This window comes from Hyunsoonleella sp. J2K-J805, from assembly GCF_057167125.1.
In genome coordinates, this window is the sequence record NZ_CM169901.1 from 1,456,000 (window position 1) to 1,479,351 (window position 23,352).

Genomic DNA, 23,352 nt, shown 5'->3' on the forward strand with positions numbered 1-23,352 from the left:
AGCCTCTTTTTTTATTTCCGAAACGTCAACTTTGAAATTCTTCCTTTCCCAGCAGCATAAGCCACTGAATCGTTTAAAAACCGAAGTGTATAAAAACCTTCATCACTAAGGTGCTTCCAAGTACTTCCAGCATCATTGCTATAATCAATTCCTTTAAAACCTATAGCGACTAATTCTTTTCCTTTACCATTTGGGATGTACTGCACACAACTTCTATACCCTGGATTTTGATTTTCTGCTACTAACTCCCAAGTTTTTCCACCATCACTAGTTCTTATTTTATTTGTTGTATTTTCATCAGGCTTTGTATAATCACCACCAATGGCAAACCCGTTTAATGCATCATAAAAATCAATCGAATACATACCTGTAGTTGCTGCACCTTGAATAATTGGTGTATCAAAAACTTCCCAAGTTTCACCTTTATTTGGAGAATATAGAATCCTGCTTGCCTTCCCTCCTGTTGCTACCCAAGTATGGTCTTCAACAATAGCAATATTTGTATCACTAGCCGCAAAAGCTGCTTCTCCTTCTTTCGCTTTAGGTATATCATCGCATGATAATTTTGTCCAAGTACCTCCACCATCTCTTGTAATAATAATACTCATACAATCATCCGTTGGATCTCCAATAGCTATTCCCTCTTGGTCATTCCAAAAGTCCATGGAATCGTAGAAGGCTCTGGGGTGGCTTTCTTTGTAAACTAGACTAGACTCCTCAGTAAATAAATTAAACTTGGGATGTTTAGTATATTTATAGATTAACCCTGGTGTACCAATGCTCAAAATAAAAAAACCTCTATTATTATATCCTGACGCTCTAAATGAAGGTATTAAACTATCTAAATTTATATTATCTATAACCTTTCCACCATCCTTCAATATTATACCAAATCTACCATTGTTGGCTGCATAATATATATTGTTATCAATTATATCCAAAGTTCTTATACTTCTTGTAGAATCAGTAAGAATATCTTTAATCCAAATCCTTGAGATATCTCTAGAAACATATTTCTCTTCATTCTTTCCGCAGGAAAAGAAAAAAACAATAACAAATAACGGCAGGAAAAAACGCTTCATAGCTTTCAAATTTCCATAAAAATAAAAAAGCTCCATGAACATTCACGAAGCTTTTCTTCAAAATATCTATTAATTAAATTAACCTTCTTGTTTTAAAATATTGATATGCCGCTTAAGTCGCTCCACATCAAACGCTAGTGTGCCATTATAAACACCTCGAATATAGCCTTGTTTATCTACCAAAATAAAATTTTCGGTATGAATAAAATTACTTTCATCTTGCGTTTTAGTAAAATCTTCATCAGCGAAATATCCAGTTCGGGCAATAGTATACAACTCGTCTTTATCTCCTGTAACCAAATGCCATTTTTTGGCATTCACTTGATGTTTTTCAGCATAGTCTTTTAATAGAGGTACAGAATCTCGCCATGGCATAACAGTATGTGACAACAACATGATGTCATTTTCGTTTTGATATGCTTCCTGAATCGTACCCATGTGTTTTGTGAGTTTCGGACAAATCCCAGGACAACTTGTAAAAAAGAAATCTGCAATATAGATTTTCCCTTCAAACGTTTTATTGTTTACTTCTACTCCATTTTGATTTAAAAATGAAAACTCGGGTATTTTATGTTTTGGCGTATTCCATTCTGGTGTGAAATCTGCTGAATTAAAATAAGGCAAACTTGAAACCGTTTGCTCTGTTTTCTTTTCTTTACACGAAAACGAAAAGATTAAAATTAATAGAGTTAGAACACACTTCGATCTTATAATCCCCAAGATTCTTGCCTCCGCAGGAACGACAGCTCTATTCAATTTCATTTTTGTCAACAGTTACTGTGTAACACTTTTTTAAACCTATCAATCCAAATCGTTCACCATTTATCACTTCATAATTTGTTTTAATTCTACCATCCATTTTCCACATGCGCTGAAGACCAACTTCTTTTCCTGAATCATAATTAAAGTCTCTAAATACCTTCCCAGATTGAAACCACTCTTTCACATCACCATGAAACTCGCCCTCATCATTAAAATGATATTCAAATTTTAAAACGCCCGAAGGCCACCAAGCCTTATGAACACCTACTTTTAAACCTTTAGTATAAACACGTTCTAACTGTATGTTTTCATCCAAATACCATTGCCTTTCATAACCGTGTTTTTTACCTTCAACATATTCAATTTTCGATTTTAAAGATTCAGAATTATAATAAGATACCAATGTTCCACTAAAAGGCGTTTCATTATAAAATAAAACACCATTATTCAATTCTAAGTTTTTATCCGAAGCTTCTAAAACTAAAGTGTCAGTAGCAGAATAACAGCCAGCAAGAAGGACGCTTAAAACTATGATATGTAACCCGTGAAATTTCAATTAACGTGTAATATTTCCTGGTGTACCAAAAAAACCATTTCCATTTAAATATGGGTCTTCACTTGTGATGTGATAGTGATAAATTCCATCTGGAAAATCTGCTGTTGCTGATGTATGACCATGATAAGCATCTAAGTCTGAATTAGTAATAATCTCACCATTCTCTAATGGCCCATACACTGGAAAACCGTCTGCCAACAAACCCAAAAACGCATCTTCTCCAAATTCTTGTGTTAAAAATGTAGGCTCTATATGATAATGATAATTTCCTTGGCCAGCTGGATGCCCTAAAAATTGATCAAAGGAATTAATTTCATTAGTTAAAGGCGAGCCACCCGCAGCATATTGATTAAAAAATACAACACCATTTCTTGATATTCCAATTGGCCCCATGGGTGTAGCTTCTTTATTGGTAGCTTCTTCAGGATTTAGTGTTATTGTAAATACTATATTTTGAGCTGAAATTCTGTTAGGATTTATTCTAAAATCACTATTGGTACCGTTATAAGCCTCGTAAAGTGGATTATCAGTTGGCCAATACGGACTTGTATGATTTGGTAAATCTTGAGTGGTAAATGTTACTGTGTTACCATTTACAGCATAAGATAAACCTGTGCCTTCAAACTTTGATAAAATTGATGTAATGTTATAATTAGTCTCGGTATTCTCTTGCTCTTGTTCATCTTGCATGCTATCATCACTATTTGAACATGCTAGCATAAATAGTATTACAAACAGTGCAAATTGCATAAAATTTTTAATTGATTTCATAGTATTAGGGGTTAAATTATTATTGTTTCAAGTTAATGAGTTCTGCTTCCATTCGTTCTTTGGCACTTAATGCTTCACTAGATAATGGTAGTTGATTTGGATTTAATAAATTGGTAGATTCTAAAGGGTCCTGCTCCAAATTATAAAGCGCTTCATCTCCATTTGAAAACCTTATAAGTTTATAAGCCGCTTCGCGTATGGTATAATCAATAGTATTGCTATCATTACCAATTTCAGAATACACATAATCTCTAGCCGCAACTCCCGATGTATTAAACATTGATGCGAAATTTTTACTATCATTTACACTGGTAATATCAGCTCCTGCAATTCCAGCGATTGTGGCAAATAAATCTATTGTACTAAGTAATGCTGTTTCTTCAACACCTATGCGTTCTACATTTTTTCCAGAAATAACCATCGGCACATTTATACCACCTTGGTAAACAGTGTTTTTGGCACGACGATTTCTGTAAGTTTGCACCACTTGATTTGGTGTACCATTATCACCTATAAAAATAATAACAGTATTGTCTCTTTCTTCTTGGCTCATTGAATTGAATAACCTTCCCATTTCAGTATCCATAGCTTCTAGCATCGCTAAATAATACGGTAAAGGATTGGCATCAATGCTTGCTTGGTCTGAAGATAATGCACCTTGATTGTGTAATTCGTTTGGAGGTAAATGAAAAGGTGTATGTGGTGCGTTATATGCTAACCATAAAAACCAAGGCTGATTTTGATTTCCAATCCAATCAATAGCTAAATCAGTAAGTTTACTTGTGGTATATTCCGTAGAATTAGAACTTTGCATATTCTCTATCAAATCCCAATTAAAATACGATTGTACAGTGCCGCCCAACATACCTGCATATTCGTCTACACCAATTACATTTGGGTGACTAATATCATTACCAGATAAATGCCACTTACCAATAACAGCATGATTATATCCAGAATTTACAGCATCAAGATAACTTTGCAAAGACTGCTCGCTAGTAGGTAAAGTCTGTGTTACATTTGTAACGCTAGTTCTAAATCCATATTTACCTGTAAGCATACCAGCTCTGGTAGGTGTGCATAAAGGTGAAGACCATAGATTGGTAAATTTAATGCCGTTAGCCATTAAAGATTCTAGATTAGGCATACTTGGTTTAATATCACCAATACTGTATCCTGGAGTAGCATCTAGCCCCATATCATCCGCAATAATTAAAAGAATATTTGGAGACGAATTAACAGTTTCTTCTTGAGTCTCATCATCGATAACTTCCTCGTTGTTCGAACTACAAGAACATACTATAAATAAAAGAATAAAGGTTAAGATGGGCAGTTTCATATAGTAATATTTCGTTTTTAGACCCTCATGAAATAAAAAGGTTTAAAAACTGAAGAAAAAAATATGAGTTATAAAACTTACACTTGATAAATTATTTTTTTTGGGCGTTCCCCTATCGGGTCAGGCTTTCCGCTACAAGTCCTCGCTCGTGCCTCGCTGTGGGCTTTCCACTGCAATCCTTAACGCACCTATCCGCCAAAGTAATTTCTCAACCCATAGAAACCCTAATCCGCAAGAGTAAAAAGCCTCTTCTAACCCCTCTAAAGCAGAGGAATAAACAACTAAACAAATCCACAATCCCACATTTAAACCGTACCTTTGCCGTCAAATTTTTAACCAGTTCAATTTCGGTTAGAGTGCGTACTGCAAACTGCCACTGAACACTGAGTACTAACAAAAAATGCGCTTACACAGAAACCTTTGCTTCGCCGTAATAGACGGACTTACCAAAATCTTCAATGAAGGAGAATACGCCGATAAAGTTATTCAACAACTCTTAAAACGAGACAAACGTTGGGGTTCGCGAGACCGTGGTTTTGTTGCAGAAACAGTTTATGATATTGTACGTTGGAAGCGTCTGTACGCTGAAATCGCCGAAGTAAAAGAACCTTTTGATCGTGATAACCTGTGGCGTATGTTTGCCGTATGGGCAACACTAAAAGGCATTAAATTACCCGATTGGAAATACTTTGAAAACACGCCTACAAGAAAAATAAAGGGACGCTTTGATGAGCTTTCTAAAGTTAGAAAATTAAGAGAATCCATTCCAGATTGGATGGACGAAATAGGTCTAGCCGAATTAGGCGAAACCAAATGGACTAAAGAAATAGCAATGCAAAACGAAAAAGCAGACGTTATTTTAAGAACCAACACCCTAAAAATCACCAAAGATAAATTACAAAACATTTTAGCTGATGAAGGTATAGACACCGAATTCATAAAAGGTTACGATTCTGCATTAAAACTCGTAGAACGTGCCAACGTATTTGTAACTGATGCCTTTAAAAAAGGCTATTTTGAGGTGCAAGATGCCTCCTCACAATTGGTGGCCGATTTTCTAGACGTTGCTCCAGGTATGAAAGTAGTAGATACCTGTGCAGGCGCAGGCGGAAAAACATTACACATAGCCTCCTTAATGGAAAACAAAGGGCAAATTGTGGCGATGGATATCTACGAAAGCAAGCTTAAAAAGCTAAAAGTTAGAGCACGCAGAAATGGAGTGCATAACGTGGATTTAAAGGTGATTGACTCTACTAAACCAATCAAAAAATTATACGATAAAGCCGACCGTGTGTTAATTGACGCACCATGTTCAGGCTTAGGCGTTTTAAGAAGAAACCCAGACGCTAAATGGAAACTAGAGCCTGAGTTTATAGATAAAATTAGAGTGACCCAACAAGAAGTGTTGCAACAATACTCTAGAATGGTAAAAGAAGGCGGAAAATTAGTATACGCAACCTGTTCTGTATTACCATCGGAAAATCAAGACCAAGTAAAAGCCTTTTTAAAATCTGAAGGTGGGGCAAATTTTGAGTTGGTAAAAGACAAAAAAATTCTAGCCCACGAAAATGGTTATGATGGGTTTTATATGGCGTTAATGGAGCGCAAAGCGTAAAACAAAAAGTTGTTTAGTCATTTCTGTAAAGGTTAACTAATTCGAGGACAATTTTTGTTAAACTTGTTAGGAGCTTTACCATTTAAACTTTGGTGAGGCCTTTCCTCGTTATAATAGTAAAGGTATTGTAATATTTCCTCTTTTAGATGTTCTTTGGATTCGAAATATGTCTCTCTTATTAGGTCGTCCTCAATGGTTCTCCAAAAGCGTTCAATTTTTCCGTTGGTCTGTGGCCTATAGGGTCTTATATATCTATGTTTGACCCCAAGTTCGGACAGCATCCGCTCAAAGGCGTGGTTATGCTTTGATTTACTTTGTTTCTGCCCGAATTCGGGTCCATTGTCCGTAAGAGCCTCCCTGAACTTTATATTGTAATGTTCAGAAAGGATATTGAAGCTTCTAAGTCCCGCAAACATGGTTGTTAACGCGGTTAGGTCTTCTGTAAGTTCTACCCATGCCACACGGGTGCACGAGTCTATGATACCGTACAGATAATACCGTTTTTTAGGTTCTTTGGCTACGATACCTTTTGGGAGATAATGTGTGTCTATGTGTGCCAGTTCCCCAGCCTTTTCTTTTATGATACGTCGTTTGTTGGATTGCATCTTTGGTGTTAGCTTGTTTAGCCCATAGCGCTTGGTGATGTTATATACTCCAGATGGCGATGGGGTAAACTGTCTTAATTGGGGCTTTAAAATACAACTAATCTCGTATTTGTTGTTCCCCTGCTTTCTTAACGCTATGACTTTTTGCTCAATAAAGGGCAGAGGCCTTCTGCTCTTCCACTTTGGCCCACGCTTCTGGGGCAACAGGTCTTCTGCTTTTCCGCTTTGCTTGAACCTATTGTAATATTTTAAAAAGCTTCGTCGATCAGTGCCATTGGCCTCATGAAAATCCTTGACATATCGATACCTGGGATGGCACTTGTTCTTCACCAGTTCATACTCACTAATCAAAAACTGGTATTTCTGGAGGTAATTGCGTTTTAAGGTTAGGTCGTCGTTGTTATTTCTCATGGAACAAAATTAATCTCTTGGTTAATTCTGTCATCGAATTAGTTGACTTCTACAATTCCGAAGGAGGTATGACTAGGAATGTTACTATATGGGAGTTCGATGTAAAAATTCACTTTTTATTCACTAAAAACCTAATAATAAAATGGTTGTCTCCTTGAGCGCAGTCGAAAGGTTTCTAAGTTCGTCTTTTTCTAATGAGGTTTCGACTGCGCTCAACCTGACATCTGCCAATAAATTATTGATAGATAAATTTTTATCTAGATTTATTATATCGAACTCAATTTATTATAGGTAGCTTGATGAGATTTCCCGTCGCTAATTTCTAAAAGATCACCGTATCTCGTTCCTAGCTCTGTAAAATGACAAACCCTAACCTATTCAAGTGAATATATTTTTTAGCTTGTTAAGTGTTCTCGATACAATTTCGAAGAAACATCGAAATCACTCCTTTAGATTAGCAAATGATAATTTATATTTAAAACGGAAGAAATACACTATCAATTCACTCTAAGCATTTAAGCCTATAGTTCGATTTAGATTTCTTCCGCTTTTGATAATAAACTCAGATTAGAAATTTGGGATTTTAAGCCCATTATCAAGGAGTTGAGTTTATCATTTGTTTCACTTAAACCAAAGATATGAAAAGAGCGTTAAAATTTGTAGGTATTGATGTTAGCAAAAGCACCTTGGACATTTGTATAATTGAAGGGCACCCAAAGTCTTTTGTTATTAAGAACGATGAAAGAGCCATAACCAAGTTCTTCAAGTCGTTGTCAAAGAAAGACTTGTGCAGTTATCACATTTGTGCTGAAAACACAGGAAAATATACTTGGGTACTGATGCGTGTTGTCACGGAATTAGATTTAAACCTATACATTGTTAGCCCATTACATTTGAAACGAAGCTTAGGGCTCACCAGGGGTAAGAACGATAAAATAGACGCCATTAGGATTGCGCAATTTATCAGGAAAAACTATACCGAAATCTCGACTTACGTTCCGAAAAGGGAAATCGTTGAGAACCTGCAAATCCTTTTGTCTGAAAGACGTTTTAGAATTAACCAACGAAAGCAATTAAATACAAAAAACAAGGAATTAACGATATTAAAAAATCAGTCATTGGCTAAAGCGATCATTAAGCAAAACAACAAATTAATCAAAGAGTTGACAATTCAAATAAAGGCTGTCGAAAAACAAATCAAAGCAATCATTAAATCTGATCACAAGCTAAAAACACTACACAAACAACTAACTTCAATTCCAGGTGTTGGAGATATTCTATGTTGGAACATGATTGTGAAGACCAACGAGTTCAAAAGCATCACTAACCCTAGAAAGTTAGCTTGTTACGCTGGCGTAGCCCCTTTTCAAAATATATCGGGAATATCGGTATTTGGACGAAACAGAGTGTCGAACCTAGCAGATAAATCACTCAAAAGGTTGTTGCATCTTGGAGCATTGAGCGCTATACGGTTGCAAAATGATTTGGCGATGTATTACAACAGAAAAGTCAATGAAGGAAAAAACAAGATGAGTGTCATTAATGCGGTAAGAAACAAAATCATTCATCTTATTTTTGCTCTAATAAAAAATCAAACTTGTTATCAAAATCGTTTGGTAATGTCATAGAAATCGAACTGACATTCAGAACATTTAGGGTTGATACTAACGTTAGCAAACAGATTACGTTAGGGATTGCAGCGGCATCCTTTTGTTTTTCTATTGGATTGGACGAACTTTTATTTCAGCTTTAGATAACATTGTGGATTCCTGCCTCCGCAGGAATGACAAAAACAAAAGACCTGCCTGCCGGCAGGCAGGTATAGCGGAAAGCCCCACCCGACGCCTGCACTGAGCTTGTCGAAGTGTTAGGAGGGTAACCTGCCGGCCGGCAGGCAGGCGCCCCAATAATCAAACTGTGATTTCAACAATTTTTAAATCCTTATTTTTGTTGAAAACTGCAAATAGCACAACTTAAATAAGCAATTACATAATACTTTAAAACTGGGTGTCCTTTTTTAACAATTTAAGATTATTTTTGGTATAAATTCTAGAAGCACATGATTCAGAAAGGTATTGAAGCACAACGTTTAGCGACACCCGACAATGATAAGAATTGGAAAAAATGGGGCCCATATTTGGCGGAAAGACAATGGGGAACGGTACGGGAAGATTACAGTGAACACGGCGAGTCTTGGGAGTTTATAGACCACGAAAAAGCACGAAGTAATGCCTACCGCTGGGGAGAAGAAGGTATTGGCGGATTTACCGATACCAGAGAAATTTTGTGTTTAGCGCCTGCCTTTTGGAATGGTAATGATACCATTTTAAAGGAACGCTTGTTTGGGCTTACCAACAACCAAGGAAATCATGGTGAGGATGTAAAGGAATTGTATTTTCATCAAGTGTCTTCACCCACACATTCTTACAGTAAATATTTATATAAATACCCGCATGCGGCGTTTCCGTATGGTGAATTGGTGAGCAAAAACCAAATTGGTAGGGAGCATTTTGAGTATGAATTATTGGATACTGATGCCTTTAAAAACAATGCCTATTTTGATTGCTATATTGAATATGCCAAAGGCGATATAGACGATATTTTAATGAAGGTAACCATCGTGAACAGAGGTAGTAAAGCTGCTGATATTCATGTGTTGCCGCATCTTTGGTTCCGCAATTTTTGGAAACATAACAAACGCCATTCTAGACCTAAAATTAAATCTACTTCTGATGGTTCTGCATTAACTAGTAGTAAGCGCAATGGCAACTATTATTTTTATAATGATGGCGGCGAACAGCTGTACTGCCATAATGAAACCAATAATAAGCGCATCTATAATTTTAAGAACGATGTGCCCTATGTAAAGGACGGTATTAACGACCATGTGGTGAATGGCATGCCAACGGTAAATCCGAAAAAAACGGGTTCTAAAATGGCGGTGTGGCATAAATTCACGCTTAAAGCTGGTGAGGAAAAATCGGTGAGAGTACGCTTAAGCAATACTAAAATAGAAAATCCTTGGGACGATTTTGATGCAATTTTTCATGATAGAATTTCGGAATGTGAAGCATTTTACAATGAAACCATAGATGCTAAAATTCCTGAAACGCATCAAGCCATTGCTAAAAGTGCCTTTGCTGGTGTATTATGGACAAAGCAATTTTATTACGTAGATATTTTTAAATGGTTGTTTGGTGGTCCTGGAGAGAGTAAACCCAATAGGGCTAACATGCGAAATTACAATTGGCAGCACCTTACCAATAGAGACATTATTTCCATGCCCGACAAATGGGAATATCCCTGGTATGCGGCGTGGGATTTGGCGTTTCATATGGCGTCTTTTGTTGAGATAGACCCTTATTTTGCCAAAAACCAATTGCTTTTGGTTTTAAAGGAAAACTACATGCACCCTAACGGGCAAATTCCTGCGTACGAATGGAATTTTAGTGATGTAAACCCTCCTGTACACTCCTATTTTGTATGGCATGTGTACGATAGAGATAAAACCAACACGGGTAAAGGCGATACCGAATTCTTAGAAAAAGCCTTCCAAAAACTGCTCATAAATTTTACATGGTGGGTAAACCAGAAAGATAAAAGTGGTACCGATTTATTTGAGGGCGGATTTTTAGGTTTAGATAATATTGGAGTTTTTGACAGAAACCATATGCCACCGGGCATTACCAGAATGCAACAGGCCGATGCCACAAGTTGGATGGCGATGTTTACGCTAAACATGTTGCGCATGTCGTTTGAGTTGGCAAAAACCAATAAAATCTACGAGGAGTCTGCTGCAAAATTCTTTAGGCATTTCTTAAATATTGCTTGGGCGATGCATCATATTGGTAAAAAAGACATTTCGCTTTGGGATGATGAAGACAACTTTTATTACGATGTTGTTGAAATGGCCTCTGGTGCAACCGATAGACTAAAAGTACGTTCTTTAGTGGGTGTGATACCAATGTTTGCGGTAGAGATTATGCACAAAGATTTGTTTGAAGAGTTAAAAGACTTTAGATATAGAGCCAACGAAATTATTAGAACACGTCCAGATTTAGCCTCGTTAATCACCAATTTAAATGCGCCTAATGATGATGGCAATTACCTATTCGCTATTATGCGTGGTTTTAGGTTAGAACATTTGCTTAAACGCTTGTTGGATGAAGATGAATTCCTGTCCGATTACGGGATACGGTCGTTATCTAAATACCATGAAAAGCATCCGTTTGTATTTCAGCATCACGGGCATCATCAAATTCAGTATGAATCTGGTGAAAGTCAGTCGAATATGTTTGGTGGCAACTCTAACTGGCGCGGACCAATTTGGATTCCTATCAACTATATGATTATACAATCGTTGCGCAAATATTACACCTTCTATGGTGATGCATATACTTATGAATTCCCTACAGGTTCTGGTAACAAGCTAAACCTTAAACAAATTGCGAACGAGCTTACCAAACGCTTAGTAAAACTGTTTGAAGCTGATGGAGATGGTAAATTTATATACCATGCCGATAATGCGGATAAGCATTTTACAAAAGATGCTCATTTTAAGGATTTACACCTGTTTTATGAGTTTTTTGATGGCGATAATGGTAAAGGTTTAGGAGCATCGCACCAAACAGGGTGGACGGCTTTAATTGCGAATTTAATTATGGAAATGGACGAAAGTTAATTGTACAACTTTACAACAACACCATTAAAAACCCTGATATAAATTATCAGGGTTTTTTGGTTTTATTTGTAGGAAATATTTGTTATATTTACTTGATAACGGCAGTTAAAAACTTGCGATATCCTGATGTATTTACTGGATATCAGTGACAAAAGTTATTATATAACAAGTTAGCTCTAATTTCGAAAAACTAAATGGCAAAAAAGAAAAAAACCAAAAAAAAGGTAGAAAAACAGACGGTCGAAAAGATTCTTAAATTATTTAAGGATAATCTTTTTGGAGTAAAACTATACTTCGATAAATTTGGTAATATCGCTGAGAATGAAGACGAAGAACAAATAAAAGAAAACAACGATTATTTTGAATCTTCGCTTAAAGAAGTTGGAATTGACTTAAGCCTTCAAGGAGAAGAAAAGAAAATTGATTTACCTGAAGATAAGCTTAGACAGTTCGCTAAAAAGTTGAGGAAACAACCTAAGCTATCTCTTAAAAACTTTGAAATTTTATCTTCTAGCTCTTTTTTGATGCTAAATAACTATTTCGAATATTTATTAGCTGATTTACTGACTTATTACTACAGCAAGTTTAAAGATTCAATAAAATCAAAAGAATTAAAGGTTTCTTTGAATGAAATAAATGAATATGATACTATTGAGGATTTAGAAAACTCATTAATATTAAAGGAAGTTGAAAAAATGTTAATTGAACTTTCCTTTGACTCTTTATTAGAACATTTTAGTAAAAAACTAAAAATTGAACTAGAAAATGATATTGTAGATTGGGATTCAATAATTGAATTACGTGAGAGAAGACATATCATTGTTCACAATGGTTCTATCGTCAATAAAAAATATATTTCTAGGAGTAAAAATCCATTTGATTTAAAAATTGGTGACAAAGTAAAAATTAGTAAAGAATACTTTGAAAAAGTATTTAACGAAATAAAATTAGCTGGATTAATTTTAAGTTATAATTGTTGGGGTAATTGGGATAAAGAAAACATTGATGACGCAGTGCTTGAAATGTTGATGGATTCTTTTGACTCATTAGTAATTAATAATAGTGAGTTTTGCTATAAACTGACAAGCTATATTGATAAAATAGAACCTAGAAGTGAAGAACAGGAAAATTGTTTATTAAGAGCTAAATTCAATCAATGTATTTCTTTAAAAAAGATGAAAAAAAAGACAGAGCTAAAGAAAGAATTGAGCAAAATAAAAATTGGAACTTCAACACCGCTTTTCAAACTTGCTCACGCAACACTATCTGACAAAAGTGATAAAACTATCTTGAATTTAATTCAACAAACAAAGTCTTTAAAAGACATAGATATAGATGACTATAATGAATGGCCATTGTTTAGTTTTTTGAGAACAAGAAAAGAACTGAATGAACAAATAATTGAACTTTTAAAAAACTAGAGCTAACAATGGCTATAAGTAATTGCTTGTTCTCACCTACTTCTGAAAATCCTCGCGGATTTTCAGTTTGGTGTGTACTTGCAAAGTTAAGTACTAAACCACGCGACTACTCATAGTCGAGACCGTTATACAAAATGAGATGAACTACGATAAAGACATAAAATTAGCGAAAGAAAAGGATGCGATTGATAACGGACATATATTTGATTATCGAGATACGCCTTTCGAACATTTATGTGATGACTTTTATAAATTTTGCCGACAACATTTAAACGAAAATTCGAAAAAATATAATATTGAACCGTCCATTTTTATTTACACAGGATTTTTTGACTCTAATGCAATGGCTCAATATAAAAATGATGCTTTTTCAATCCACATCAATGTTGGCTTAATTAAAAAATGCCAAGAGAATTATCTAGAGAATGAATCATTTGACAAGTATCTGGAAAAACAGTATTCAGAGATAATTAAACATTTTGATAATCCAATAACTGGATTGGCATTTCAAATAGCAACACAATTTACATACTATCACGAATTTGCTCATCTAGTGCAATTTGAAAAGAAGAGAGAAAATATATCAATGCAAGAACGCTTTGTCATAGCATCGACGTACGACAAAGTAAAGCAACATATGGAAACGAATGCTGATACTCTTGCATCAATTGCTATTGCAAGTCATATACAGCAGTACATCAAAAAAAGTTTCGGTTATAATATTACGCAAGAAAATGTTGAATTCACCATTATTGTACTTTGCTCTTGTTTACTAAATCATATAGCAAATTTTTACAGCGACCTTCCAAATATCTATTTTAAAGAACATAAACATCCACATCCATTTCTTCGACTTTTTACAGTCAATTTAAATATTGTAAACTACTTAAATCAAAGTGAATTTTTTAAAAAAAAAGGAATTGAGATAAAAACAAATCGTGTATTTAAGCAGGTTTTAGATTTTTACCAAGAGCTTGAAGAAAATAAGATTTTTGATACTAAAATTGCAGAAACAATGGAAAATGCTTCCAAACAGCAAAAAAAGATAGTTGAATATATGGGAGATTTAATACAATTTGATGTTAAGGATTATAATAACGCTGTTGACCAATGGAATAAGCACTTTGCATAACGGTTTTGTATATGGTTTGTTGCTTGGTTTAGCACCTAATTTAGTAAATAAAAACCGAATAGAAAATCCTCCATGATTTTCGTAAGTAGACTAGAACAAGCAATAAATTATATACGTTATTGGTAAATCATATTTTTCACTTTAAAGTTGATTAATTGTTTATAAAATGTTAATAATTACACTTTAAAGTTGTTTATTTTAAGTTTATGCTTATATTTGTAAAGTATTTAACACGCTAATAATGTGGATAAGTCAACTATAAAATCTTTTTTGCAAGAGCTTAAGGCGATTATAAAGTCTTTCGGCATAATCTTCTCCAATCGTCCTAAAAATAGTATTCAGAATCTTGCAGATTTAAGTATTACCGCTAAAATGCGTGAAGAAATAATTTTGAACTTAGAAGTAGAGGATTACAGTGAAGGTCCTTTAGAAGAAACTCAACAAGGTGGAACTGAAATGTGGGTTTTCGGAAAGATAATTAAAGGTCAACAAGTCTATATTAAATTGACTATTTCAAAAATGACTGGAGGAGCAGTTTGCATCTCTTTTCATAAGGCGGAACATCCAATGGAATTTCCTCTTAAGAAATTAAACTAAAAACAAATAATTATGAAAAGTCCAATCACAGGTAAGGAAATGACCTTACAATTTGAGAAGAGTATTTTGGTTTTTCGAAAAGAAGAATTTGAGTATAATCACAAGAGTTATTTTTGTGAAGATAGTGGTGAGTCATTTACAACCACAGAGTTAGATGAATTTAATTTAAACCAAGTTTATAATCAGTATAGAGATAAACATAATGTTCCATTTGCAGAAGAAATAAGAGAATTTAGAGAAAAATACTCTTTTAGTTATGCAGATATAACCAAAGTATTAGGTTTAGGTGTTAATAGTTACAGTAATTATGAAAAAGGAGAGGTTCCTAGTTTGGCTAATGCTGCTTTATTAAAAGCAGTAATTAATAGTGAAGGAACATTAAAAGGGTTGATAAAAAGTAATAATGAAATTTCAGAATCTCAAAGAGAGAAGTTTTTAAGAAATATTGCCAAAGTTAGAAAGGAAGAAGAACTAAATAAAAGGAAACAAGAATTGATTGACTATGTTTTTGATTATAATTTTTTGCCGGATAATTTTTCAGGATATAAAAAACCAAATTTTGATAAACTAGTTGAAATGGTAGTGTATTTTACCGAAAAGGTACGAGTAACTCCTACCAAAATGAATAAACTATTGTTTTATTCAGATTTTTTACATTATAAATTAACAGGTGTTTCAATAAGTGGAACACGTTATTTTGCGCATACACACGGTCCAGTTCCGAAGAAATTTAGAACGTTATTCGATTACCTTTCAGACCAGCATATTGTAGATTTAATTTCGGTTCAGTATCCAAGTGGTTTAGTTGGTGAAGAGTTTATTAAAATCCCATCAAAAAAATTTAAGAGTTCATTATTTGATAAAGCTGAAATAGATATTTTGGATGAAATTGTTTCAAAATTCGAGAAGTACAATGCTAAAGAAATAAGAGAATTAAGCCACGAAGAAAAAGCGTGGATTGAAAATGAGAAAAGTAAAGGATTAATAGATTATAATTATTCTTTTGAGTTAATTCACGTTTGATTTGGGATATGTTTGCCAACGTCCACTGTGAATGGCGTAGTGGGGCGCGCCCCACGAAGAGCCATTGTTGCGCCCCATTCGCTATACATGCTGTTGTGTGTAGTTTCGTGAGGAGTTCTCGTGGACTCGACCAAATATAGCCTAAAATTGGTTGGGGTGCAATAAACAGTGGACGTTGGATGTGATTAGTGGAAGGGGAGCGTTCGCAGAACGCGGTTTCACGTGCCGCAGGCAATTACATCCAACATGCGTATATAACAAATAATTTTTTTAAATACCTACTCCAATCATTTCAGCTAAAGCTAAAACAAATCCATAAAGAACAGATTACTACCTACGCAAGAATACCAAAACCATAGGTAAAACAATGACTTTGGCAGATGGTTGCGCTAGGGATTGCAGTGGCATCCTTTTGTTTTTCTAATGAATTGGACGAACTCTCATTACAGCTATAGATAACCTTGTGGATTCCTGCCTGCGCAGGAATGACAAAACAAAAGATATAACGGAAAGCCCGACCCGACAGGGTAGCGCCCAAATAATAAAAACGGATGTTAAAAATACTGTTGATAAACGGCTTCGCTTTGCTTAAAAAAGGGATATTGAATCGCTAAAAAAGTGTATTTTTGCGTTTTCTTAAACACACACAACTAAAGCACAATGATTCATTTCTTTGGAAACGTAAATAGCAAGGTATTTGCTGTTCAAACAACAAAAGAATTATCAACCGAAACGATTTCGAAATTAACATGGCTTTTTGGGAACCAGCCTAAAATAGAACAAGCATCTTTGGATGCTTTTTTTGTTGGTCCTCGTGCAGCAATGATTACGCCTTGGAGTACGAATGCGGTGGAAATTACCCAAAATATGGGGATTACAGACATTATACGTATTGAGGAGTTTGAAGCGGTTTCTGAAGATTTTGCGGAGTTTGACCCGATGATTTCGGAGAAATTTAAGGGCTTGAACCAAAATAGTTTTACGATTGACATTACACCAGAACCTATTCTTGATATTGAAGATATTGCGGCGTATAACGCGCAGGAAGGTTTATCGTTGAGTGACGAAGAAGTGGCGTATTTGGAAGGTGTTGCGAAGAAAATTGGTCGCCCATTGACCGACTCTGAGGTGTTTGGGTTTTCTCAAGTGAATTCTGAGCATTGTCGCCATAAAATTTTTAATGGCACATTTGTGATTGATGGTGAGGAAAAACCAACGTCTTTATTCAAATTAATTAAAGAAACGTCGAAGCAACATCCTAATGATATTGTTTCGGCTTACAAAGATAATGTGGCGTTTATTAAAGGCCCAAAAGTGGAACAGTTTGCGCCTAAACGTGCGGATATCCCTGATTTTTATACAACTGAAGATTTTGAATCTGTGATTTCGCTTAAAGCGGAAACGCATAACTTCCCAACTACGGTAGAGCCTTTTAATGGTGCTGCAACGGGTTCGGGTGGAGAAATTAGAGATAGACTTGCTGGTGGAAAAGGTTCTATTCCTTTAGCTGGAACTGCGGTGTATATGACGTCGTATTCGCGTTTGGAAGACAACCGCCCTTGGGAAAACGGTGTTGCAGAACGCGATTGGTTGTACCAAACGCCAATGGATATTTTAATTAAAGCCTCTAACGGCGCTTCGGACTTTGGTAACAAATTTGGACAACCTTTAATTTGTGGTTCGGTATTGACGTTTGAACATGAGGAAGATGCGCGCAAATTAGGGTTTGACAAAGTGATTATGCAAGCGGGTGGTATTGGCTACGGCAAACAAGACCAAGCTTTAAAAGACACGCCTAAAACTGGTGATAAAATTGTAATTCTTGGTGGTGAAAACTACCGTATTGGTATGGGTGGTGCTGCGGTATCATCGGCTGATACTGGAGAGTTTGCTTCTGGTATTGAGTTAAACGCAGTACAACGCTCTAACCCTGAAATGCAAAAACGGGCTGCAAATGCCGTACGTGGTATGGTGGAAAGTGACGAAAATTATATTGTTTCTATTCACGACCATGGTGCTGGTGGACATTTGAATTGCTTATCGGAATTGGTTGAAGATACTGGCGGAAAAATAGATTTAGATGCTTTACCTGTTGGAGACCCAACACTTTCTGATAAAGAAATTATAGGTAACGAATCTCAAGAGCGTATGGGATTGGTGATTAGCGAAAAACATATTGATACTTTACATAACATTGCAGACCGTGAGCGTTCGCCAATGTACACCGTTGGTGATGTAACTGGTGATGATCGTTTTACATTTCAATCTAAAACCAAAGGTAATACACCGATGGATTTAGCTATGGAAGATATGTTTGGAAGCTCCCCAAAAACGGTGATGACGGATAAGACTGTTGCACGTAACTATAGTGATGTTGCTTATAATTCGGACGACTTTTACAGCTATTTAGACCAAGTTTTACAGTTAGAAGCGGTAGCTTGTAAAGATTGGCTAACTAACAAAGTAGACCGTTGTGTTGGTGGTAAAGTGGCCAAACAACAATGTGTTGGGGCGCTGCAAATCCCTCTAAATAATGTTGGTGTTATGGCACTAGACTTTAAAGGGAAGGAAGGTATTGCAACCTCGATAGGGCACTCGCCTATTTCTGGATTAATAAACCCTGTTGCAGGAAGCAGAAATTCTATTACTGAAGCGTTGACTAACATTATTTGGGCGCCTTTAAAAGATGGTTTACAATCGGTTTCCTTATCTGCAAACTGGATGTGGCCTTGTAAAAATGAAGGTGAAGATGCACGTTTGTATGAAGCTGTTGAAGCTATTTCGGAATTTGCTATAGATTTAGGTATTAATGTACCAACTGGAAAGGATTCACTTTCCATGAAGCAGAAATACCCTAATGAAGATGTGATTTCTCCAGGAACGGTTATTATTTCGGCAGCTGCTAATTGTAACGCTATTTCTAAAGTGGTTGAGCCTGTTTTTAAAGCTAATGGCGGTGATATTTACTATATCAACGTATCTCAGGATGATTTTAAATTAGGCGGAAGCTCGTTTGCTCAGGTGCTTAATAAAATTGGAAATGATGCGCCTAATGTGAAAGATGCAGGATATGTAAAGACTGTTTTTAATACCATTCAAAATTTAATTAGAAACGAACAAATTGTTGCGGGACATGATGTGGCTTCCGGTGGACTTATCACCACGCTTTTAGAATTGTGTTTTGCAGATAACACTATTGGGGCAGAATTAGATCTATCCGCTTTAAATGAAAAGGATTCGTTTAAAATATTATTTGCTGAAAATGCTGGAATCGTAATTCAGGCGAAAGATGCTTCCATTGAAAGCGCTTTAAGTTCAGCAAATATCAATTTTGTGAATATTGGAAAAGTAACTGAAAGTGATACGCTAAGTGTTATTAATAATGCTGAAGTATTTACCATGACGGTTTCGCGATTAAGAGACGTTTGGTATAAAACCTCGTACTTATTAGACCAAAAACAAACCGCAAATGGTTTAGCTACGGATAGATTTGATAATTATAAAAATCAGCCTTTACAGTATATATTTCCTGAGCATTTTACGGGTAAACTAAACGACGTCATTGCGAACGCAGTGAAGCAATCTGCTCCTGATAAAAAGATTGCCACGTCGCAAACTCCTCGCAATGACGGTAAACGTCCTAAAGCTGCTATTCTTCGTGAAAAAGGCTCAAACTCCGAGCGTGAAATGGCAAATGCCATGTATTTAGCAGGTTTTGATGTGAAGGACGTACACATGACCGATTTGATTTCTGGTCGTGAAACTTTAGAAGATATTCAGTTTTTAGGTGCTGTTGGAGGTTTCTCTAACTCTGATGTTTTAGGTTCAGCCAAAGGTTGGGCAGGTGCTATTAAATACAATAAAAAGGCGAATAAAGTTATTAAAGATTTCTTTGCTAGAGAAGATACATTGTCTGTTGGAATTTGTAATGGTTGCCAGCTTTGGATGGAATTAGACCTCATCAATCCTGATCATGAAGTACACGGAAAAATGCACCATAACGACTCGCATAAGCACGAAAGCTCGTTTACATCAGTAAAAATTCAAGAGAACAATTCTGTTATGCTCTCAACATTGGCAGGTGCTACTTTAGGTGTTTGGATTTCTCATGGTGAAGGTAAATTCAGTTTACCATATTCAGAAGACCAATATCATATTGTTGCTAAGTATGGTTATGAAGGATATCCTCATAATCCGAATGGTTCTGATTTTAATACGGCGATGATGATCGATAAAACAGGACGTCATTTAGTTACCATGCCACATATAGAACGTTCTATCTTCCAATGGAATTGGGCAAATTATCCAGATGGCAGAAAAGATGACGTTTCGCCTTGGTTAGAGGCTTTTGTGAATGCCCGAAAGTGGATTGAAAAAAAGTAAAACACAAATTCATTTACCAACTTAAATTGGGCTATTTTATTAAATCAATTACAATTCTCCAGCCATATCTCTAGCCTATCCACATAGGTTGTTTCTGTAAAGCCATTTTTTCCGAGCAAGAAGAAGAAGAAGAAGAAGAAGAAGCTTATTTAGGTGTTAAATCAGCGAGAAGATTCATTTTTTGGAACTTTAACAATATTACAAAGGAATCATGCTGTCAGATTTAAAAGCAATATCACCTTCTTCTAGATTTAAAGCGGGTTCAAATGGCATAAATTAGAATTTCAGCAATCTCAGAATAAATGTTTCCCAAAAAATAAGTACTATTCTTATAAATTGAATTGAATAAGCCGCAGTTAATTCGTAAAATCAAATAAATATAGTTCAATATTTGTCTTGTATCTTATTTTGTTTCAAATTATCACATAAATACTAAACAAAAAATCTCGTTTAACAGCGCTTTTTATCGACTAAAATAGAAATTGTGCAAAAATATACATATATTTGATAGCCCATACTTATCAAATCGAATATGAGATATTTAAACCACATACTTTTTATTTTTTCGTGTTTTATTAGCATCTGCATAAATAGTCAAAATGACAAACTTGATTTTCCTACTCAACAATCTTTAGATAAATTACGTACTTCTACCGATTTACAGAAAAAATCAACCTCAGAAATACTTCCTAAAATTTCGAAAGACTCTACTAAAGCCGAACTATCACAACATGTAAAGGCAATGAATAAATGGATGCTAGAAGGACTTTACAGTTCTAACTTCGCACCAACTTTAATTTATGCTGAAAAAGGCATCTATTTAGCTAGAAAAAATGGGGACACCAAGCTACTTGGCGACGTATTGGCTACTGTAGGCCATACATTTCTTAGAATTAACGATACCCTCAAAGCAAAAAAAATGTTTTACGAGCTGTATGAGGAGGGGGTAAAAGCTAATGATAGTACTTTGATACTAAAGGCTATGGGCAACATTGCTACTGTTTATTATTATATGCCTGGTGCAGAAGAGCAATGTATAAAAAGTTACAGAAAAGCCATAACCATAGCTGACAAATTAAAAGATACAACGAAGTTATACAAAATGCACCATAACTTAACAAAGTTATTGCTAGAGTTAGAACAATTGGAGGACATCCCAAATGAATTAGAAAGCACCGAAAAATATGTAAAACAGTTGGGATACCCTAACGATTTTTATGCCAGCCATTTAAGTAATGTTGGTGACTATCATCTGCTTTTAAAACAACCAGATTCTGCTATCGTCTATTTTAAAAAATCAATTGCAAACGCCGAAGATACAGAATTAGCAGACCTTGCACATTGGGCTTATACTGGCTACAGAGTTGCCTTGGAAATGAAAGAAGATTACAAGGAATTATATGAAGTCAATAAAAAGATAGAAGACTATCTTATCGCACAAAATGAAAATAGAACAAAAAATACTATTGACGCCGTAACATCAAAATTAAAGGCTGAGCAATTTAAAAATGAAATTACAACTAGTAATCTTGAAAAAGAATTATTAGAACAAAAAGCACAACAAAAAAATATTTTTATAGTTGCAATTTTATTAATAATCTTATTGCTAATAGTGATACTCTTTACTTATAAAATTGCTAACAAAAAGAAAAAAATATTAGTTAAAGATCTTAAGCTAAAGAATAAACAATATTTAAGGGCTAAAGAAGAAAGCGACAAACTAGCAAAATCTAAATCAGAATTCTTTGCAACGGTAAGCCATGAATTAAGAACTCCTCTTTACGGTGTTATAGGATTAAGCAGCATATTATTAGAAAACGCAGAGTCAAATGAAAAAGCAGAGTTAAAAGAACACGAAAAAGACTTAAAATCGCTTAAATTTTCGGCAAATTATCTTCTAGCACTTATCAATGACTTACTACAAATGAACAAAATTGATAATAAGAGTTTTACTAAAGAAGAAACCATTTTCAATTTAAGAGATTTAATAAATACCATAGTATTTTCATTTGAATACATTAGGTTACAGCATAAAAACAATATTAATATTTTAATACATGATGATGTTCCTAAAAATTTAAAAGGCAACTCTGTAATGCTATCACAAATACTCATGAACCTTATTAGTAATGCCTGTAAGTTTACTGAAAACGGTAATATTTATATCATCATTAATTTAGCATATTTACATAACGAAACCGCTACTATTAATTTTACAATTAAAGATGAAGGCCCTGGAATAGAACAACATAAACTTAATAGCATTTTTGATGAATTTACTCAAATTGACTCCTCAACAAAAACATATCAAGGTACGGGTCTAGGACTTCCAATAGTTAAAAAATTACTGGATCAGGCGGGAAGTTCAATTCATGTAGAAAGTACAATAGGAAAAGGGAGCGTATTCAAATTTACTTTAAAATTAAAAACAGCGTCTCAAAGTGAAGAACACATATCTTACTCAATAAAAGATACGTCTCAATTGGCTGGTAAAAAAATACTAATTGTTGAAGATAATCGTATCAATCAAATTGTTACCAAAAAAATCCTAAAATCATCAGATGTTACATGTGACATTGCCGAAAATGGAGAAGAGGCTTTGCAAATGGCAAGAAAAAATAATTATGATTTGATACTAATGGATATCAATATGCCCGAAAAAGACGGTGTTGAAGCAGCAAGAGACATTAGAGTATTTAACAATAGTACGCCTATAATAGCCTTAACCGCTGTAGAAATTGAAGAACAAAAATACCAAATTTTTGAATCTGGCATGAATGATATTATTTTGAAGCCCTATGATATAGATGTTTTTAAACGTACAATAATCGAAAACCTAATTATTGATAAACGCAGTGAACTAAAAAAATTAGGTTAATATTTATTAAACTAAAAATAAAAAAATCATCGCTAGATTATTATTTCTGCTAAAGCAGGAATCTAAAAAGCTGGATCCAACAATAAATATAGAATT

General features: G+C 34.9%; 15 protein-coding genes. 9 read left to right on the forward strand and 6 right to left on the reverse strand.

From position 1 onward, the window contains the following. Window positions 1-11: 11 nt before the first annotated feature. The 5 genes from AC1B0Z_RS06450 to AC1B0Z_RS06470 form a co-directional block, all read right to left on the reverse strand. Window positions 12-1,082, reverse strand: a complete 1,071-nt coding sequence (locus tag AC1B0Z_RS06450; RefSeq protein ID WP_483794804.1) for a WD40/YVTN/BNR-like repeat-containing protein — start codon at window positions 1,080-1,082, stop codon at window positions 12-14. 78 nt (window positions 1,083-1,160) lie between these two features. Next, entirely contained in the window at window positions 1,161-1,844 is a 684-nt protein-coding gene (locus tag AC1B0Z_RS06455) for an SCO family protein (protein ID WP_483794805.1), read from the reverse strand. Then, entirely contained in the window at window positions 1,831-2,400 is a 570-nt protein-coding gene (locus AC1B0Z_RS06460) for a toxin-antitoxin system YwqK family antitoxin (RefSeq protein WP_483794806.1), read from the reverse strand. The genes AC1B0Z_RS06455 and AC1B0Z_RS06460 overlap by 14 nt, the downstream gene beginning before the upstream one ends. After that, window positions 2,401-3,171 (reverse strand): YHYH protein, encoded by a 771-nt coding sequence (locus AC1B0Z_RS06465; protein ID WP_483794807.1) that lies wholly within the window; start codon window positions 3,169-3,171, stop codon window positions 2,401-2,403. 19 nt (window positions 3,172-3,190) lie between these two features. Then, window positions 3,191-4,510, reverse strand: coding sequence for a sulfatase-like hydrolase/transferase (locus AC1B0Z_RS06470; RefSeq protein WP_483794808.1), 1,320 nt, complete (start codon window positions 4,508-4,510; stop codon window positions 3,191-3,193). Between the two features lie 400 nt (window positions 4,511-4,910). Between AC1B0Z_RS06470 and AC1B0Z_RS06475 the strand changes: the two genes are divergently transcribed. Next, a complete protein-coding gene (locus AC1B0Z_RS06475) occupies window positions 4,911-6,125 on the forward strand; it encodes an RsmB/NOP family class I SAM-dependent RNA methyltransferase (RefSeq protein WP_483794809.1) in 1,215 nt (404 codons plus the stop codon). Window positions 6,126-6,157: 32 nt separating this feature from the next. Here AC1B0Z_RS06475 and AC1B0Z_RS06480 read toward each other — a convergent pair whose 3' ends face one another. Then, window positions 6,158-7,141, reverse strand: coding sequence for an integrase core domain-containing protein (locus tag AC1B0Z_RS06480; protein ID WP_483791788.1), 984 nt, complete (start codon window positions 7,139-7,141; stop codon window positions 6,158-6,160). A 638-nt stretch (window positions 7,142-7,779) separates the two neighbouring features. Between AC1B0Z_RS06480 and AC1B0Z_RS06485 the strand changes: the two genes are divergently transcribed. The 8 genes from AC1B0Z_RS06485 to AC1B0Z_RS06520 all read left to right on the forward strand — a co-directional run bounded on the left by AC1B0Z_RS06485 (window position 7,780) and on the right by AC1B0Z_RS06520 (window position 23,256). Continuing rightward, entirely contained in the window at window positions 7,780-8,769 is a 990-nt protein-coding gene (locus AC1B0Z_RS06485; protein WP_483794810.1) for an IS110 family RNA-guided transposase, read from the forward strand. 431 nt (window positions 8,770-9,200) lie between these two features. Then, window positions 9,201-11,822: an MGH1-like glycoside hydrolase domain-containing protein gene (locus tag AC1B0Z_RS06490; protein WP_483794811.1), complete on the forward strand. Its 2,622-nt coding sequence runs from the start codon at window positions 9,201-9,203 to the stop codon at window positions 11,820-11,822. Window positions 11,823-12,016: 194 nt separating this feature from the next. Next, window positions 12,017-13,243: a hypothetical protein gene (locus AC1B0Z_RS06495; RefSeq protein WP_483794812.1), complete on the forward strand. Its 1,227-nt coding sequence runs from the start codon at window positions 12,017-12,019 to the stop codon at window positions 13,241-13,243. Window positions 13,244-13,382: 139 nt separating this feature from the next. Continuing rightward, window positions 13,383-14,375 carry a hypothetical protein gene (locus AC1B0Z_RS06500; RefSeq protein ID WP_483794813.1) on the forward strand — a complete coding sequence of 331 codons (993 nt, stop codon included), beginning with the start codon at window positions 13,383-13,385 and terminating at the stop codon, window positions 14,373-14,375. Between the two features lie 243 nt (window positions 14,376-14,618). Further along, complete coding sequence (locus AC1B0Z_RS06505) at window positions 14,619-14,972, forward strand: hypothetical protein (protein ID WP_483794814.1); 354 nt, start codon at window positions 14,619-14,621, stop codon at window positions 14,970-14,972. Between the two features lie 12 nt (window positions 14,973-14,984). Further along, window positions 14,985-15,995, forward strand: coding sequence for a type II toxin-antitoxin system antitoxin SocA domain-containing protein (locus AC1B0Z_RS06510; protein ID WP_483794815.1), 1,011 nt, complete (start codon window positions 14,985-14,987; stop codon window positions 15,993-15,995). 660 nt (window positions 15,996-16,655) lie between these two features. Further along, the gene (gene purL / locus AC1B0Z_RS06515) at window positions 16,656-20,378 is read left to right on the forward strand and encodes a phosphoribosylformylglycinamidine synthase (protein ID WP_483794816.1); all 3,723 of its coding nucleotides are present in this window, start codon (window positions 16,656-16,658) and stop codon (window positions 20,376-20,378) included. A gap of 532 nt (window positions 20,379-20,910) precedes the next feature. Beyond that, entirely contained in the window at window positions 20,911-23,256 is a 2,346-nt protein-coding gene (locus tag AC1B0Z_RS06520) for a response regulator (protein WP_483794817.1), read from the forward strand. Window positions 23,257-23,352: the final 96 nt, after the last annotated feature.

Excerpts from the sequence above, each read along its gene's own strand:
- AC1B0Z_RS06495 (WP_483794812.1), top strand. The coding sequence starts at position 12,017 with ATGGCAAAAAAGAAAAAAACCAAAAAAAAGGTAGAAAAACAGACGGTC.
- AC1B0Z_RS06455 (WP_483794805.1), bottom strand. The coding sequence starts at position 1,844 with ATGAAATTGAATAGAGCTGTCGTTCCTGCGGAGGCAAGAATCTTGGGG.
- AC1B0Z_RS06520 (WP_483794817.1), top strand. The coding sequence starts at position 20,911 with ATGAGATATTTAAACCACATACTTTTTATTTTTTCGTGTTTTATTAGC.
- AC1B0Z_RS06485 (WP_483794810.1), top strand. The coding sequence starts at position 7,780 with ATGAAAAGAGCGTTAAAATTTGTAGGTATTGATGTTAGCAAAAGCACC.
- AC1B0Z_RS06480 (WP_483791788.1), bottom strand. The coding sequence starts at position 7,141 with ATGAGAAATAACAACGACGACCTAACCTTAAAACGCAATTACCTCCAG.
- AC1B0Z_RS06450 (WP_483794804.1), bottom strand. The coding sequence starts at position 1,082 with ATGAAGCGTTTTTTCCTGCCGTTATTTGTTATTGTTTTTTTCTTTTCC.
- AC1B0Z_RS06470 (WP_483794808.1), bottom strand. The coding sequence starts at position 4,510 with ATGAAACTGCCCATCTTAACCTTTATTCTTTTATTTATAGTATGTTCT.
- AC1B0Z_RS06475 (WP_483794809.1), top strand. The coding sequence starts at position 4,911 with ATGCGCTTACACAGAAACCTTTGCTTCGCCGTAATAGACGGACTTACC.
- purL (WP_483794816.1), top strand. The coding sequence starts at position 16,656 with ATGATTCATTTCTTTGGAAACGTAAATAGCAAGGTATTTGCTGTTCAA.
- AC1B0Z_RS06465 (WP_483794807.1), bottom strand. The coding sequence starts at position 3,171 with ATGAAATCAATTAAAAATTTTATGCAATTTGCACTGTTTGTAATACTA.
- AC1B0Z_RS06490 (WP_483794811.1), top strand. The coding sequence starts at position 9,201 with ATGATTCAGAAAGGTATTGAAGCACAACGTTTAGCGACACCCGACAAT.
- AC1B0Z_RS06510 (WP_483794815.1), top strand. The coding sequence starts at position 14,985 with ATGAAAAGTCCAATCACAGGTAAGGAAATGACCTTACAATTTGAGAAG.
- AC1B0Z_RS06500 (WP_483794813.1), top strand. The coding sequence starts at position 13,383 with ATGAACTACGATAAAGACATAAAATTAGCGAAAGAAAAGGATGCGATT.